Raw genomic sequence first — 13,380 nt, 5'->3', positions numbered from 1 at the left:
TTGATGCTGAAACGATTATCGGGGCTTATGGTTTGCACTCCAGGTAAAATTGCTGTAAGTACGCTACCATAAACTGATGACGCTGTTGGGCCAGTTGGCGGCCGGTTGGGGTGTTCATCTTATCTTTCAGTAGTAATAGTTTTTCGTAAAAGTGGTTGATGGAAGGGGCAGGCGAATTTTTATACTCGTCTTTACTCATTTTTAAATTGGGCTCAATTTCGGGATTGTAAATTTCACGCCCTTTAAAACCTCCGTAGTTAAATGCCCGTGCTATGCCAATAGCGCCAATGGCGTCAAGGCGGTCGGCATCCTGTACAATAGCCAGCTCGGGCGAGTGGAAGGTTTGTTTATCAAAGCTTGATTTGAACGACATATGCCGGATAATTTGCTGCACATGTTCAATAACAGCCGCATCAACATCCTGGCTCAGCAAGTAGTTGCCGGCAGTGCGCGGTCCTATTTCCTCATCGCCGTTATGAAATTTACTATCGGCAATATCATGAAGCAATGCGGCAAGTTCAACAATAAGCGGATCGGCTTTTTCGGTTTGGGCTATCAGTTTGGCGTTGGTCCAAACACGGTGTATATGCCACCAGTCGTGGCCACCTTCGGCATTTTTTAGCGTTTCACGTACAAATTGTACGGTATTATCTATCAATTTTCCTGTTTCCATCCGGCTGCAAATATACATTACCCGGCGAAAAAGAAACTTATTTAATGCAAATTACGCGGCGGCTGTATTTTCTGTGGCTATCAGTTCGTGTACCTCAACCTCCAATATGGCAGCTATCTGGAAAAGCCTTTCCACTGTTATTTTGGTATAACCAAGTTCTATTTTACTATATGCATTTTGCGATATTTTTAGCTTTGCAGCCAGGTACTCCTGCGTATAGGATAACTGTTCCCTGGTTTTCCTGATGTTGGCCGCAATAGCCTTCACTTTATAATTCAGCGTATCTTTCATTACTACTAATAACGTGTTAACTAACTATTGTTTACGATATTAATAGATCTTTGGATTTTTTGTTTTTAATTTTTTTTTCTAACGGGCTCAAAAAGAGGGTGTAAAACCCGTTTTTTACAAAATGAAACAAGGTATTACCAATGTGTTTTTAACCAATAATTTAAAGTGAGTTTAACCTATGTGAAACAGGGTATGGTGTTTAAGGAGGCTCTATTTGAACATCATCTTTTAAATTCAGCTTAAAAATAGAAGTCCGACAGTTTTTCCTCAAAAAACACCACCAGGGCCGGTAGTATATATTAACTCATAGTTAGACTGTTTTTTCAGGATCTTTATTGGGGTGTTGTACCTAAAAAAATCTTTTTTAGACAACAACTCAACGCCATACCATTTAATGTTATAATTCCCGAAATCAGGTTTAGGCAATACCGGATTAAACATTACAGGCTTTTCATAGTTATCAATACATGAAAGCATTGGTATTAAACTGCACACTGAAACCATCGCCCTTGCCATCAAATACCGAAGCGTTGGCCAGGGAAGTTGTACATGCGCTGGAAAAACTTGGCGCCAAAACAAAAATCATCCGCGTGGCAGATTATGATGTAAAAACCGGCTCAAAATCAGACATGGGCGAAGGCGATGGCTGGCCGGCAATACTGAAAGAATTATTAGCCGCAGATATATTGATTATGGCTACCCCAACATGGATGGGCACGTTATCAAGTATAGCCATGCGGGTTATGGAGCGCATAAACGGCTTATACCCGGTTAAAGATGATGAGGGCAGGCCTGTTACTTACAATAAAGTAGCGGGCTTTGTAGTTACCGGCGAAGAAGACGGCGCCAGGCATGTAGTTACCGAAATAGCGGGCGGACTAATGGACGTTGGTTTTACCATAGCCCCACAATCATATACGTACTGGAACAATGGCCCCGGGCCAGGCAAGGCTTATCTCGATTCGGAATTCAGAAAAGATTGGTCGAAACAAACTGCCAAATTGGTTGCTGCAAATGTAATTGCAGTGGCTAAGGCATTAAAAAAAACACCCATTCCGGCGTAGGAACAGGCGTATATCTGGTCAGCAGATTATCAATCAGTCTTTTTTTACAAAGTTTCCTGTTTCGTCAAAAATCAGGTCGCCTCCCTTTATTTCAGCCTCATAAAAGGTTTTGCCGGCAGCATCGGTAACTTTTCCGGCCTCCTTTATCTTTGCACCTTTGTAATGTGATGCAACATACGGGGCAATGCTTTGAGGTAACGCGCTTATTTTTATGGCGTTTACAATTTCAACAAAAGTACCGGTTGGCGTAAACACAGCAGAGTTATCCTCTCCTGATTTGCCACCCCAGTTGGCCTCGTAATTGCCTTTTTCTTTTTCCCAGTTTACCTTGGTTGCAGCAGGGTATTTGCTGGTTAATGCCGATTTTACTGTGGCCGGAACATCTTTTAACTTAATGTCCTGTGCCATAACAACGCCCGAAGCAAGGCCGAGCGCCATTAAAAAAGATAGTTTCTTCTTCATGATAAATTTAATTTACACAAGGATAAACTACCAATCTGGAGAAATGCTGGCCGCTTTTTGTAGAAAATTTGGATAATGAAATGATGTTCAGCTAATCCCTAAAACTCATATTTCGACTCGGAGGAAATCACGCGTTTCCGGCGTTCCACATCGGTTTCCAGGCTATGGTCGTAAGTGTTATCGGTCACGGTAATATTCAGGTCTTTATCCCTGTCGGCCATGTACATATTGGCCTCGGCTGTTTTGGCAACGGCAACATCGTACGGCCCCTTGGGCGACATTAGTTTAACAAGTACCGGCAAACATTCAAATAAAATGAACAGATAGCCAATAAATGAGATAGCCATATACGTGTCGAGATCGCGGGTGCCATTTTCATTGTATGATAGCTGGCCCAGCGCCCAGTTTCGGTCAGAAAAACCGGCCACATTGGCCAGGCTATCCAGCTGATGATCGGTAAACAGCCGGGTACTGTTTAGCCCTTCATAATCTTTGCGATGTCCCAGGTATTCGTCAAGCTGACCCAGGTTGTCGGTAACCGTTTTCAGGCGCGCTTCTTTTTCTTCCAGCACGGCTTGTTTTTGCTTGGCGTAGGTGCCGTAGCCGGTGATGCCCGATGTTTGATTGGTTTTATCGCCAAAAACCTCCTGGTTAAGCAGGAAACGGCTCCGGTTAATATCTTTCTCGAGCGAATCTTTTTCCTTTTTCAGATCGCTGGTTTTACCCATCTCCATGGCATACTTTTGATTGTACGTTTTTTCGAGGGTATCAATTTTACGGTGCTGGCCTTTAAGGTATGACAGTTTTAATTTCTGACGGATCTCTTTGTCAAATATCTTCAGTTCCAGGGGGCGCGATATTACAATCCCAATCATTATCGCCAGTAATATCCGGGGTGATGCCTGGAGTATCTGCTGGTTGGTTGTCCCCTCTTTATTAATGCTCGATACAATGTACCTGTCCATATTAAAAATGGCCGTTCCCCATAATAAGCCAAAAAGTATTGCAAAGCCAACAGCAAAGGCATCGCCGTTAAAAACAAAGTACATGGCATAGCCTCCCGAGAGAGATGCAAACAATGCCGTGAAAAATATGGTAGCCCCAATGCCCACATACTTATTATGCTCGATGGGGTATTTTTTAAGTGTATCTATATGCGCTCCTGAACAAAACCAGAAAAAGCGGGTAACTTTTTTCATGTATATCGTTTTTTTAAATAGATGCCGGTTAATATTTTTGTCAAATTATCAACCCGACTATCCGCCATTTGCCCGGCAAACATGGTTAAAAAAGCATATTGTGCAGCAAATCATATAATAAACGCTCTTAGGCATTGATTGTTACAAAAATTGCGTGTAATTATTTGCATTGGAAAAAAAGCTACCTTTGGATTATAATTTTATTGATCATGAACGAGATAACCGTACAGGAATTAAAAGAGAAAAGGGAAAAAGGCGAAGATTTTCAGCTAATTGACGTTAGGGAAGATTTTGAATATGAAACATCAAACCTTGGTGGATTATCTATCCCCCTTGGCGGCATTTTAATTGAGAGCGAAAAAGTATCTAAAGATAAACCGGTAGTGGTAATGTGCCGCAGCGGCAAGCGCAGTGCAGCAGCTATTATGCAGCTGGAGCAAAGGGGTTTTACTAACCTGTATAACCTGCGTGGTGGCATTTTAGCCTGGGCCGCCGAGATCGACCCTGACTTAAGTGTATATTAATCATGGCTTTTAAATTAATACTTAACGTGCTGTATACCATTGGTTTGGTGTTATGCGCCTTTGTGGCTTACCGGTATTTTATGGCCAAAAGCTACCCGGTTATGGCTGCAGCTATTGCCGTGGGCCTGGTGGTAGTTTTCTTGAAAATAAGACTGTTAAAAGACGTAAAGAACTCGCAAAAAAAGGTGTAACTTCATTGCATGTTTATAGCAATATTAGGAGTTATCGTGCTCGTGGTGGGCATCGTACTCAAACGCTCGCCCGAACCGGCCAGCCACTTTAGTAGTACCATAAGTATAGTTGGCGGGGCATTGGTGGTTATTGGCTTGCTGCTATCCAGTTTCAAGGTTATTGAGCCGGGAAAGGTAGGTGTACAAGTGCTTTTTGGCAAAGTGCAGGACCATATATTAGAAAGCGGCCTGCATGTTGTTAACCCCGTTGTCGAGATCACAACCTTTGATGTGCGCTTACAAACCTACACCATGAGCGCCGTTCATGACGAAGGCTCAAAAGAGGGTGACGATGCAATCCGGGTACTGTCGTCTGATGGTCTTGAGGTGGCTATTGATCTTTCTGTTCAGTACAAGGTAAATGCCGATAAAGCGCCGTTTATTATGCAAAATATTGGCGAAGACTACTTGGAAAAAATAGTGCGCCCGGTTTCCAGAACGGCTATCCGCGATAACGCTGTTAATTATGCGGCTGTCGATCTTTATTCAACCAAGCGACAGGAGTTTCAGGACAGGATAAACAGGTTTATTACGGCCAACTTTGCTAAACGGGGCCTGGAATTGCAACAGATCCTGGTGCGTAATATCACCCTGCCAGCCTCTGTAAGGGCCAGCATCGAGTCAAAAATAAATGCAGAGCAGGATGCCCAAAAAATGCAATTTGTATTGCAAAAAGAAAAGCAGGAAGCCGAACGTAAGCGTGTAGAGGCCCAGGGTATTGCCGATTACCAAAAAATCCTTTCGACCGGTTTGTCGGATAAACAACTACAATATGAGGCTATTAAAGCCCAGATTGCTATAGCCACTTCGTCAAACGCCAAAGTGATCATCATGGGCGGCGGCAAGGGAAACCCGATAATGCTGAGTGATAAATAATACACACGAATTTTGCACACGAATTTTTTCTAATTGGATCGAATTTCACGAATTATAGACGGACTTCCGAAGTTTGAAAAACTTCGGAAGTCTTTTAGTTTAGCCTGTTTTTAATTGTAAACTTGAATCCTAAAATCACATTGAGAAGATTATGGATTACTGGAAATTTACATCCGCAGCCGGCTGGTTTTCAACGCTATTGCCCGACAATTGGTCGGAATATGACGATGACGAAGGCACGTATGCTTTCTTTAATACAGATAAATGGAGCGGCAATTTACGGATAACGCCAAATAAGTGGGAGAATAGCTCCGACCCCGATATAGCGAGAGCGATTATCGCGGGTGAGTTGAAAAGTAACCCGAAAGCCGTAGCTACGAAAATAGGAAACTGGGATGCTGCCTTTTATAGTCAAAAAGGCAGTGATGAAACGCTCAACTACTTCTGGACGACCGGAACCCAAAACTTTATATTTATATGCTCCTTTTCGGTTAATATAGCGTTTCTTGGAACAGATGCCCACGACAAAGAACTGTGCATTGTAGAGAAGATACTTTGCAACATTGAAATAAATTGGGACTGAAAACATTATACCTGTTTACATTTCGCAAAAAACAAAAAGCTTTTCCGGCTTATCGCTTTTTTTAAAGAAAACACCCTGAACAATGATAAATCCAATAGATAAACTTGAAACTAAATGGCAGCCAATTGTTATGTTTTATGGATTTGCCATCTTACTGATCATCGTTGGTGCACTCATTTCGCCCACCAATTTAGCCGGGGCGGGGCTCGACTTACTCTTCATCCTGATTGCCGTCATCGGTAACATCGTTCTGCTTTTCCGATCGGTATTTAAACTAATAAAACAAGGCAAAATCTTCCGGATGGCTGTAACAATTCACGCCGTAGTATTTACGCTGTGGTTCGGGACTATAATGTTTACTATTATCTACGCTGCAATAACATCATCAAAATAAAAAGCCACCCCATCCGGGCGGCTTTTATCATTCTCAGGAAGGTAATATAAATATCGTTATGTTTAGCCGAATCGATAATTCGTGAAATTCGATCCAATTAGAAAAAATTCGTGTGCACTTATTCGTTTGCCCGATGATGCTGCGATACCAGCTTATCTACCGGGTAACCCATCGCTTTACATTTGGCCACAATTTTGTCGAATTCACCCTGCGGCATGGTTGGCTTGCGGTTCATGATAAACAGGAATTTAAAATCGGGGTGGCCAACAACGGCGTAGGAGTAATCGTCGGCAATATCAATAACCCAGTAATCAACCTTAATTGGCCATATAAACTGGGCTTTCATTTGGGCCGCATTATCATCTTTATCCGGGAAAAGCTTTGATTTATAGGTTTTCACCTCGTTATCATCTCCCTTTTTAGCTATTGTTACTACATTATAATAGCCGTCTTTGTTCAAGGTATAATTGGTCGTGGTTTCTTTGGTATCCTTATCAAACATAGTTGGTATTGATGACAATGAATACCATTTGCCCGAAAACTTGTTCAGATCGACCTTAACTACCGGTTTATTAACCGGACCAGCCATACTGGTAATAAATAATAGGAGTGCCGTGCAAATTGCTTTCATAAACTAAAAAAATAACGCCCCGTTTATTCCAATTTACGGAATAACGGAGCGTTAAGATTTTATTAGTGTATAGCGGCAGGTTGTGAGCCCGCTTTGCTTAAAATATCCGTCATTGCGAGGCACGAAGCAATCCCCTACATGCCAAGTCCCACATAGTTCGGGATTGCTTCGTGCCTCGCAATGACATAAAAAACGAGCTCATTTGTAAAGTAAGGAGGGCTCTTATTTTACCAATGTGCCAATGGCTTCGCCGCTGGCTATTTTCATGAAGTTGCCTTCTTTGTTCATATCAAATACAATGATAGGTAGCTTGTTTTCCTGGCAAAGGGTAATGGCGGTCATATCCATTACGTTTAAGCCTTTATCATACACTTCCTGGAAGCTGATCTCATCGTAACGGGTAGCTGTTGGGTCTTTCTCCGGGTCGGCGGTGTAAATGCCGTCAACGCGGGTGCCTTTTAATACCACATCGGCTTTAATTTCAATGGCACGTAATGATGCAGCAGTGTCGGTAGTAAAGTATGGGTTACCGGTACCGGCGCCAAAAATCACTATTTTACCAACCTCTAAATGGTGCATAGCGCGGCGGCGAATGTATGGTTCGCAAATTTGCTCCATTTTAATAGCCGACTGCAGGCGGGTTTCAACACCAATACTTTCTAAGGCATTTTGCAGTGCCATACAGTTAATAACGGTGGCCAGCATGCCCATATAATCGGCCTGGGCGCGTTCCATGCCCGATTTTTCGGCGCTCAAACCCCTGAAAATATTACCGCCGCCAACTACTATCGCAATTTCCATTCCTGTGTCGTAAACACTTTTAATATCCTGGGCGTATTGCAAAACCTGTGCATTATCAATGCCATATTGCCGGGTACCCATAAGCGATTCGCCCGAAAGCTTCAGTAAAATTCTTTTGTACTTCATTTGGTGTGATTTGTTATTAACAGAAATAAAGGGAACTTGCTTTTGTAGATATCATGAATTGATAAAGCGTTGTTCATATGAGGTGTCGTTCCGCAAAAGTAGCGAATAAAAATTAGTGTTAAAATTTTATGTTGTCTTTGTTAATAAATGACCGTTAAGGTAAGTTGCTTCTACCTCAAAATCAGCATTAAAAACAACCATATCGGCAATAAAGTTTTTCTCAATTTTGCCTTTTTTACCGTGTTTTGCCAATTCGGCCGGGTATAATGAAGCCATGTTAACGGCTTCGGCTAAATCAATACCCACTTGCTTTACGCAGTTTTCAACGGCTTTTAACATCGTAAGCGACGAACCGGAGAGGGTTCCGTCGGGCATTACATATTTATTGCCTACTAATTGATGCTGGTACGCACCTTCGGTTGTTGAGGTAACGGCATCGGTAATTAAAAACAGTTTATCGCCCAGCTCGCGTTTGGCCAGGCGTATCATAGCCCAATCTACATGGTTACCATCGGCTACAATGCTGGTATACGGCCGTTCTTCAAAAATAGCGGGGATATAGCCCGGTTCGCGATGGTGCATTTGCGGCATGGCGTTAAACAGGTGGGTTACCGCGGGGATGGGTTTGTTTAAAAACGCTTTTCCCTCGGCATAAGTAGCATTGCTGTGGCCCGATGATATGATAACGCCCGCGTTGTGCAGGAAATCAATCACTTCCTGGTCCTGCAGTTCGGGTGCTATGGTAATCATTTTTATTTCGCCTTCGGCGCGTTCTACCCAGCCTTTTACCTCGGCAAGGGTAGCTTTCTTGATATACTTTTCGGGATGAGCGCCTTTTTTTGCCGCGTTCAGATAAGGCCCCTCCAGGTGTAATCCCCAAAAAGCGCCCTTCGCTTGTTTGCGATAGGCTTTAGCTGCATCAATTCCCGCTTCAACAATCTCATTTGTATTGGTGCCTATAGTAGCAAAAACGCCGGTGGTGCCCTGGTTAAGCAAATCGCTTTCCAGGCGTTCCAAAGCAGCTACCGTTGGCGTGCCCGCGAATAATAAGCCGCCGCTGCCATAAATCTGCAAATCGATAAAGCCGGGGGCAAGGTATGAGCCTTTTAAATCATGCTTACCGGCATCAGCGGGAATGGCTGTATCATCAATAACATCGATAATGATGTGGCCTGAGATTAAAACGGCTTTGCCCTGGGTAATTTGCCCATTGCTGATGAGTTGGAGATTGTGGAGTGCTGTTATCATGATACCTGAAGTTTTACCTACATGTCATTGCGATGAACTACGGAGACGACTCACCCCGACATCGCTTCGCTCGTCCCTCTCTCCGGCTGCGCCGCATAGAGGGGCGGAAAAGTTTTTTTTCTTCCTCAACCCTCTTTGCGCGACGCGGAGAGAGGGTGGTCGGGCGTAGCCTCGACCGGGTGAGTCGTCGCCGAAATCCGAAACAATATTGCAAAAAAAATCCCCCTCGTTTAAAACGAGGGGGATAATATAATTAAGCTCCTAAAGCTACCCGCTTAAATGCGGTTACTGTGAGGCCTTTTTCAACGGTGGCCAGGAACTGGGCAACGTTTTTAGATGAATCTTTTACAAACTCCTGGTTTAACAGGGTTGAGTCTTTGTAGAACTTGTTCAGTTTACCTAAGCTGATTTTTTCAACCATTTCTTCTGGTTTACCTTCAGCGCGGATCACGTCTTTAGCAATTTCCAGTTCACGCTCAATAACAGTGGCATCAACGCCATCTTTATCAACCGCAATTGGGTTCATAGCTGCAATTTGCATAGCAACATCTTTACCAGCTTCATCAGCACCTTCAGGGTTTGAGTTTAAAGCTACCAATACACCTAAACGGAAGTTGCCGTGTACATAAGCGATAACTTTTTCGCCTGTGATGATCTCTAATTTAGAAACACCAATTTTTTCGCCGATTTTACCGGTTTTGTCAATAACAGCTTCACCAATAGTAGTAGTGGTGTTTTCTGTATCGATAGAAAGCGCGTAAAGTTCTTCGATGCTTTTTGGCTGGTTTTCAACTGCTTTGTTAGCAATTTCGTTAGCGAAAGCGATGAACTCAGCATTTTTAGCCACGAAATCAGTTTCGCAGTTAAGCTCGATGATAACACCGGTTTTGCCATCGGCGCTGGTGCGCGATATAACAACACCTTCATTTGATTCCCTGTCCTGACGGCTTGCTGCAACTTTAGCACCTTTTTTTCTTAAAAAATCGATAGCTGCTTCAAAATCACCGTTAGTTTCGGTTAATGCTTTTTTGCAATCCATCATACCGGCACCAGTTTGCTGGCGCAGTTTATTTACGTCGGCTGCAGATATTTGTACTGTAGACATCTTTTTTTGTTTTAAGTGGTATGTTATGAGTTATAGGCCACCGGCAAATTTAATATGCCCCTGTAACCTGTAACTGTATTTAGTATTAAAAAATACAGGTTGTAAAGTATCGGTATATATACCTTAATTCTACAACCTATATGGAAAAAGTCGTAAGTATTAAGCCTAAAGCCTAAGAGTAATTCCAGACTTAGTACTTAGTACTTACGACTAAAATATAATTACTCTTCTGTTTCGGCAGGTGCTTCAGTGTCAGCTTCTGCTACCACGTCTGCAACTTCGGCTGTTTTCCTGGTTCTTTTACCGCCTTCGTTTTCGCTGCGGTCTTTTACTTCAGGAGCATCAGCTTTTGATTTAGCTGCAACTGCTTCTTTTTCTGCTTCGTCTTCTTTATCGCGTTTGCGTTCTTCCAAACCTTCTTCAATCGCTTTGATGATAATGCTGGTAATCAATGAAATTGATTTGGTAGCATCGTCATTCGCCGGGATAGGGAAATCGATGTTTGAAGGATCAGAGTTGGTATCAACCATAGCAAATGTAGGGATGTTCAACTTCAAAGCCTCAGAAACAGCGATGTGCTCTTTCTTAACGTCGATCAAAAATAATGCTGCAGGTAAACGGTTCAAATCAGCAATACCACCTAAAAGGGTTTCTAATTTGATACGCTCACGTTGTATCATCAGTCTTTCTTTTTTAGAAAGGTTGCTATAAGTACCATCTTTAGTCAATTTATCGATGTTTGACATCTTTTTGATCGACTTACGTACGGTTGCAAAGTTGGTTAACATACCACCCAACCAACGCTCGGTGATGTATGGCATGTTTACACTTTTTGCATAATCAGCAACGATATCTTTCGCTTGTTTCTTTGTAGCTACGAATAATACCTTACGGCCTGATTTTACTATTTGTTTGATAGCTGCAGCAGCTTCTTCAACCTTAGTTAAGGTTTTATTTAAATCGATAATGTGGATACCGTTACGCTCCATGAAAATGTACTGTGACATTTTCGGATCCCATTTGCGGGTAAGGTGACCAAAGTGTACACCTGCATCCAGTAAATCCTGATATGTTGTTCTTGCCATTGTGTTGTCCTCCTGTGATTAACGTTTACTGAATTGGAATCTCTTACGTGCTTTCTTACGACCTGGTTTCTTACGCTCAACCATACGGTCATCGCGAGTCATAATACCTTTAGCGCGTAATGCTGGTTTCTTTTCAGGATCCAGTTCAACAATGGCTTTAGCGATAGCTAAACGAACGGCTTCTGCCTGTCCTTTTACGCCACCACCTGCAACATTTACTTTAACATCAAATTTTCCGGTGCTACCAGAAACCTCAGTGCTCTGAGTTACGATGTACTGTAATGGCAATGTTGGGAAGTACTCTTTGTAATCTTTACCGTTAACGATGATCGCACCACTTCCTTCTGTAAGGTAGATGCGGGCAACGGCTGTTTTTCTTCTGCCTGAAGTGTTAGTTGTTGGCATTTTTTTTCTCCTTTGAAATTAAAAAGTTAAATGGTTGTTGGATTTTGGGCCTCATGTGGATGCTCGCCACCTGCATATACATACAGGTTACCAAATAATGCTTTACCCAAACGACTTTTAGGTAACATACCACGAACGGCTTTTTCAATTACGCGTTCCGGATGTTTTGCCATTAACTCCTTAGGAGAAATGAAACGCTGACCACCTGGATAACCAGTGTAAGAAACATACTGCTTTGCGCTGAATTTGTTTCCGGTCAACTTTACCTTGTCTGCATTGATAACTATTACATTATCACCGCAGTCTACGTTCGGGGTGAAATCTGGCTTGGTTTTACCACGGATGATCATTGCGATCTTAGTGGACAAGCGCCCCAAAATCTCGCCTTGTGCGTCAACAACAACCCATTGTTTGTTAACGGTTTTTTTGTTGGCTGAGACAGTTTTGTAACTTAACGTATTCACTTGCTTTAAATTAAATTGTTTAAACGTTTATTATACCCCGCATTTTCGGGACTGCAAAGATACAGCTTATTATGTTATTAACAAATAGTTTTGCACTAATTTTTAGGCCGTTATTCACCCTGCTGTTCAGGCAATTAAAACCAAAGGCTTTTGTTAACAAGTTAGCTGCGACTGCAAATGTTTATCGGTATTTGTCGCTCAAAGACGTTAAGACGCAAAAGTGATCAGATCACCGCTGCCGCCCCGATGGTTAATCGGGGCGGCAGCGATAAGACCTTGCGGTAGCCGGAGCTACAAGTTATCCGAGCTGGGGCAGCACTCGAATCATTTCACAATTTGCCATTTATTTTATAATTTTCTGAAAACATAGTAAGAAAACCCCGATGTTCCCCCCTATGGAAATTATGAACGAAAAAAATGGCGATCAACAGCCAATTACAGAAATCGATAAACTTGCTTTAATTTACATTAAAGATAAAAAGGTATTAAGTTCAAGATCGGCAGGCAAAAATACCTGGTATCTTCCCGGAGGAAAAAGAGAGAAGGGGGAAAATGACATGGAGGCGCTTGCCAGAGAGATCAGAGAAGAACTTAATGTTGAACTTATACTTTCAACTATTAAGTACATGGGAGTATTCAAAAGTCAGGCTCATGGTCACACAGCGGGAGTTATTGTAAAAATGACCTGTTATATTGGAGAATATTCAGGGACATTACAGCCGACAAATGAGATCGAGGAGATCGATTTTTTGACATTTAATGACAAAGATAAAAGTTCGCCTGTGGACAAGTTGATCCTTCAATATCTGTTTAATTCAAACTTAATCGACTAACATTGTGTCAATCGTGAAATGCCCCCCCCCCCCCGCTGCCGCAAGTGTCCTCACTTGTGGCCCGCGTGCTAAGTATGCGCCGCGCCTTTAGGACAATTTACTATGTTTCTCGTCAAACTCAATTCTTTCGCTTTGCAAATTCTGAGTCCTTTTTAAAATACAAAATTCGGGATGAAACAAAGATTCGGGATTTGTATAGTTATTACTTGGCATGGCGTTTACCTATCAGCGGGTCACAAGCCTGGAGGCGGCAGCAACGAACACTTGCGGTAGCAGGGGGGGGCAAAAAGTACTCGCGGGGGCTGATACTTCAATAAATAATTTGTACCTTAAAATCAATTCTTGAAATAGATATTTTATGATGTCACAATTATAATATATTTTCC

Annotated in this window: 18 protein-coding genes; 7 read left to right on the top strand and 11 right to left on the bottom strand. The window is 42.4% G+C overall.

Translation table 11 applies throughout. From position 1 onward, the window contains the following. Nucleotides 1-25: 25 nt before the first annotated feature. Entirely contained in the window at nucleotides 26-673 is a 648-nt protein-coding gene (locus AC1DV1_RS25695) for an HD domain-containing protein (RefSeq protein WP_477365626.1), read from the bottom strand. Nucleotides 674-724: 51 nt separating this feature from the next. Continuing rightward, complete coding sequence (locus tag AC1DV1_RS25690; protein ID WP_477365623.1) at nucleotides 725-964, bottom strand: helix-turn-helix domain-containing protein; 240 nt, start codon at nucleotides 962-964, stop codon at nucleotides 725-727. A gap of 467 nt (nucleotides 965-1,431) precedes the next feature. Between AC1DV1_RS25690 and AC1DV1_RS25685 the strand changes: the two genes are divergently transcribed. Continuing rightward, entirely contained in the window at nucleotides 1,432-2,028 is a 597-nt protein-coding gene (locus AC1DV1_RS25685; RefSeq protein WP_477365620.1) for a flavodoxin family protein, read from the top strand. A gap of 33 nt (nucleotides 2,029-2,061) precedes the next feature. Here the strand turns inward: AC1DV1_RS25685 and AC1DV1_RS25680 are convergent, their stop codons facing one another. Both AC1DV1_RS25680 and AC1DV1_RS25675 read right to left on the bottom strand, forming a co-directional pair. Beyond that, on the bottom strand, nucleotides 2,062-2,490 hold the full coding sequence (locus AC1DV1_RS25680; RefSeq protein WP_477365617.1) for a PepSY-like domain-containing protein: 429 nt from the start codon (nucleotides 2,488-2,490) through the stop codon (nucleotides 2,062-2,064). Between the two features lie 98 nt (nucleotides 2,491-2,588). Next, a complete protein-coding gene (locus AC1DV1_RS25675) occupies nucleotides 2,589-3,689 on the bottom strand; it encodes a DUF4407 domain-containing protein (RefSeq protein WP_477365614.1) in 1,101 nt (366 codons plus the stop codon). Between the two features lie 209 nt (nucleotides 3,690-3,898). On the opposite strand from AC1DV1_RS25675, the gene AC1DV1_RS25670 reads away from it, so the two are divergent. The 5 genes from AC1DV1_RS25670 (at nucleotide 3,899) to AC1DV1_RS25650 (ending at nucleotide 6,296) form a co-directional block, all read left to right on the top strand. Beyond that, nucleotides 3,899-4,213 carry a rhodanese-like domain-containing protein gene (locus AC1DV1_RS25670; RefSeq protein ID WP_477365611.1) on the top strand — a complete coding sequence of 105 codons (315 nt, stop codon included), beginning with the start codon at nucleotides 3,899-3,901 and terminating at the stop codon, nucleotides 4,211-4,213. Nucleotides 4,214-4,215: 2 nt separating this feature from the next. Beyond that, nucleotides 4,216-4,404, top strand: a complete 189-nt coding sequence (locus AC1DV1_RS25665) for a DUF6358 family protein (RefSeq protein ID WP_477365608.1) — start codon at nucleotides 4,216-4,218, stop codon at nucleotides 4,402-4,404. A gap of 9 nt (nucleotides 4,405-4,413) precedes the next feature. Then, on the top strand, nucleotides 4,414-5,319 hold the full coding sequence (locus AC1DV1_RS25660) for a prohibitin family protein (protein ID WP_477365605.1): 906 nt from the start codon (nucleotides 4,414-4,416) through the stop codon (nucleotides 5,317-5,319). A 151-nt stretch (nucleotides 5,320-5,470) separates the two neighbouring features. Further along, nucleotides 5,471-5,902 (top strand): DUF3805 domain-containing protein, encoded by a 432-nt coding sequence (locus AC1DV1_RS25655; protein ID WP_477365602.1) that lies wholly within the window; start codon nucleotides 5,471-5,473, stop codon nucleotides 5,900-5,902. Nucleotides 5,903-5,984: 82 nt separating this feature from the next. Beyond that, nucleotides 5,985-6,296: a hypothetical protein gene (locus tag AC1DV1_RS25650; protein WP_477365599.1), complete on the top strand. Its 312-nt coding sequence runs from the start codon at nucleotides 5,985-5,987 to the stop codon at nucleotides 6,294-6,296. 118 nt (nucleotides 6,297-6,414) lie between these two features. Here the strand turns inward: AC1DV1_RS25650 and AC1DV1_RS25645 are convergent, their stop codons facing one another. The 7 genes from AC1DV1_RS25645 to rplM form a co-directional block, all read right to left on the bottom strand. Further along, nucleotides 6,415-6,927: a lipocalin family protein gene (locus tag AC1DV1_RS25645; RefSeq protein WP_477365596.1), complete on the bottom strand. Its 513-nt coding sequence runs from the start codon at nucleotides 6,925-6,927 to the stop codon at nucleotides 6,415-6,417. A gap of 222 nt (nucleotides 6,928-7,149) precedes the next feature. Then, nucleotides 7,150-7,854 (bottom strand): UMP kinase, encoded by a 705-nt coding sequence (gene pyrH / locus AC1DV1_RS25640; RefSeq protein ID WP_477365593.1) that lies wholly within the window; start codon nucleotides 7,852-7,854, stop codon nucleotides 7,150-7,152. A 126-nt stretch (nucleotides 7,855-7,980) separates the two neighbouring features. Beyond that, a complete protein-coding gene (gene nagA, locus AC1DV1_RS25635) occupies nucleotides 7,981-9,102 on the bottom strand; it encodes an N-acetylglucosamine-6-phosphate deacetylase (RefSeq protein ID WP_477365590.1) in 1,122 nt (373 codons plus the stop codon). Nucleotides 9,103-9,355: 253 nt separating this feature from the next. Further along, nucleotides 9,356-10,207: a translation elongation factor Ts gene (tsf, locus tag AC1DV1_RS25630; protein WP_274211241.1), complete on the bottom strand. Its 852-nt coding sequence runs from the start codon at nucleotides 10,205-10,207 to the stop codon at nucleotides 9,356-9,358. Nucleotides 10,208-10,428: 221 nt separating this feature from the next. Beyond that, nucleotides 10,429-11,292: a 30S ribosomal protein S2 gene (rpsB, locus tag AC1DV1_RS25625; RefSeq protein ID WP_477365587.1), complete on the bottom strand. Its 864-nt coding sequence runs from the start codon at nucleotides 11,290-11,292 to the stop codon at nucleotides 10,429-10,431. A gap of 18 nt (nucleotides 11,293-11,310) precedes the next feature. Further along, on the bottom strand, nucleotides 11,311-11,697 hold the full coding sequence (rpsI, locus tag AC1DV1_RS25620; protein ID WP_477365584.1) for a 30S ribosomal protein S9: 387 nt from the start codon (nucleotides 11,695-11,697) through the stop codon (nucleotides 11,311-11,313). 26 nt (nucleotides 11,698-11,723) lie between these two features. After that, nucleotides 11,724-12,161 (bottom strand): 50S ribosomal protein L13, encoded by a 438-nt coding sequence (gene rplM / locus AC1DV1_RS25615; RefSeq protein WP_477365581.1) that lies wholly within the window; start codon nucleotides 12,159-12,161, stop codon nucleotides 11,724-11,726. 404 nt (nucleotides 12,162-12,565) lie between these two features. Between rplM and AC1DV1_RS25610 the strand changes: the two genes are divergently transcribed. After that, nucleotides 12,566-12,994, top strand: coding sequence for an NUDIX hydrolase (locus tag AC1DV1_RS25610; protein ID WP_477365578.1), 429 nt, complete (start codon nucleotides 12,566-12,568; stop codon nucleotides 12,992-12,994). The last annotated feature ends 386 nt before the right edge of the window (nucleotides 12,995-13,380 follow it).

Source organism: Mucilaginibacter sp. P4_D1, assembly GCF_056401935.1.
This window is presented reverse-complemented; position numbering and strand designations above follow the sequence as displayed.

What these genes read in the sequence shown, in the direction of transcription:
- AC1DV1_RS25695 (WP_477365626.1), bottom strand. Translation starts at nt 673, where the DNA reads ATGGAAACAGGAAAATTGATAGATAATACCGTACAATTTGTACGTGAA.
- AC1DV1_RS25690 (WP_477365623.1), bottom strand. Translation starts at nt 964, where the DNA reads ATGAAAGATACGCTGAATTATAAAGTGAAGGCTATTGCGGCCAACATC.
- AC1DV1_RS25685 (WP_477365620.1), top strand. Translation starts at nt 1,432, where the DNA reads ATGAAAGCATTGGTATTAAACTGCACACTGAAACCATCGCCCTTGCCA.
- AC1DV1_RS25680 (WP_477365617.1), bottom strand. Translation starts at nt 2,490, where the DNA reads ATGAAGAAGAAACTATCTTTTTTAATGGCGCTCGGCCTTGCTTCGGGC.
- AC1DV1_RS25675 (WP_477365614.1), bottom strand. Translation starts at nt 3,689, where the DNA reads ATGAAAAAAGTTACCCGCTTTTTCTGGTTTTGTTCAGGAGCGCATATA.
- AC1DV1_RS25670 (WP_477365611.1), top strand. Translation starts at nt 3,899, where the DNA reads ATGAACGAGATAACCGTACAGGAATTAAAAGAGAAAAGGGAAAAAGGC.
- AC1DV1_RS25665 (WP_477365608.1), top strand. Translation starts at nt 4,216, where the DNA reads ATGGCTTTTAAATTAATACTTAACGTGCTGTATACCATTGGTTTGGTG.
- AC1DV1_RS25660 (WP_477365605.1), top strand. Translation starts at nt 4,414, where the DNA reads ATGTTTATAGCAATATTAGGAGTTATCGTGCTCGTGGTGGGCATCGTA.
- AC1DV1_RS25655 (WP_477365602.1), top strand. Translation starts at nt 5,471, where the DNA reads ATGGATTACTGGAAATTTACATCCGCAGCCGGCTGGTTTTCAACGCTA.
- AC1DV1_RS25650 (WP_477365599.1), top strand. Translation starts at nt 5,985, where the DNA reads ATGATAAATCCAATAGATAAACTTGAAACTAAATGGCAGCCAATTGTT.
- AC1DV1_RS25645 (WP_477365596.1), bottom strand. Translation starts at nt 6,927, where the DNA reads ATGAAAGCAATTTGCACGGCACTCCTATTATTTATTACCAGTATGGCT.
- pyrH (WP_477365593.1), bottom strand. Translation starts at nt 7,854, where the DNA reads ATGAAGTACAAAAGAATTTTACTGAAGCTTTCGGGCGAATCGCTTATG.
- nagA (WP_477365590.1), bottom strand. Translation starts at nt 9,102, where the DNA reads ATGATAACAGCACTCCACAATCTCCAACTCATCAGCAATGGGCAAATT.
- tsf (WP_274211241.1), bottom strand. Translation starts at nt 10,207, where the DNA reads ATGTCTACAGTACAAATATCTGCAGCCGACGTAAATAAACTGCGCCAG.
- rpsB (WP_477365587.1), bottom strand. Translation starts at nt 11,292, where the DNA reads ATGGCAAGAACAACATATCAGGATTTACTGGATGCAGGTGTACACTTT.
- rpsI (WP_477365584.1), bottom strand. Translation starts at nt 11,697, where the DNA reads ATGCCAACAACTAACACTTCAGGCAGAAGAAAAACAGCCGTTGCCCGC.
- AC1DV1_RS25610 (WP_477365578.1), top strand. Translation starts at nt 12,566, where the DNA reads ATGAACGAAAAAAATGGCGATCAACAGCCAATTACAGAAATCGATAAA.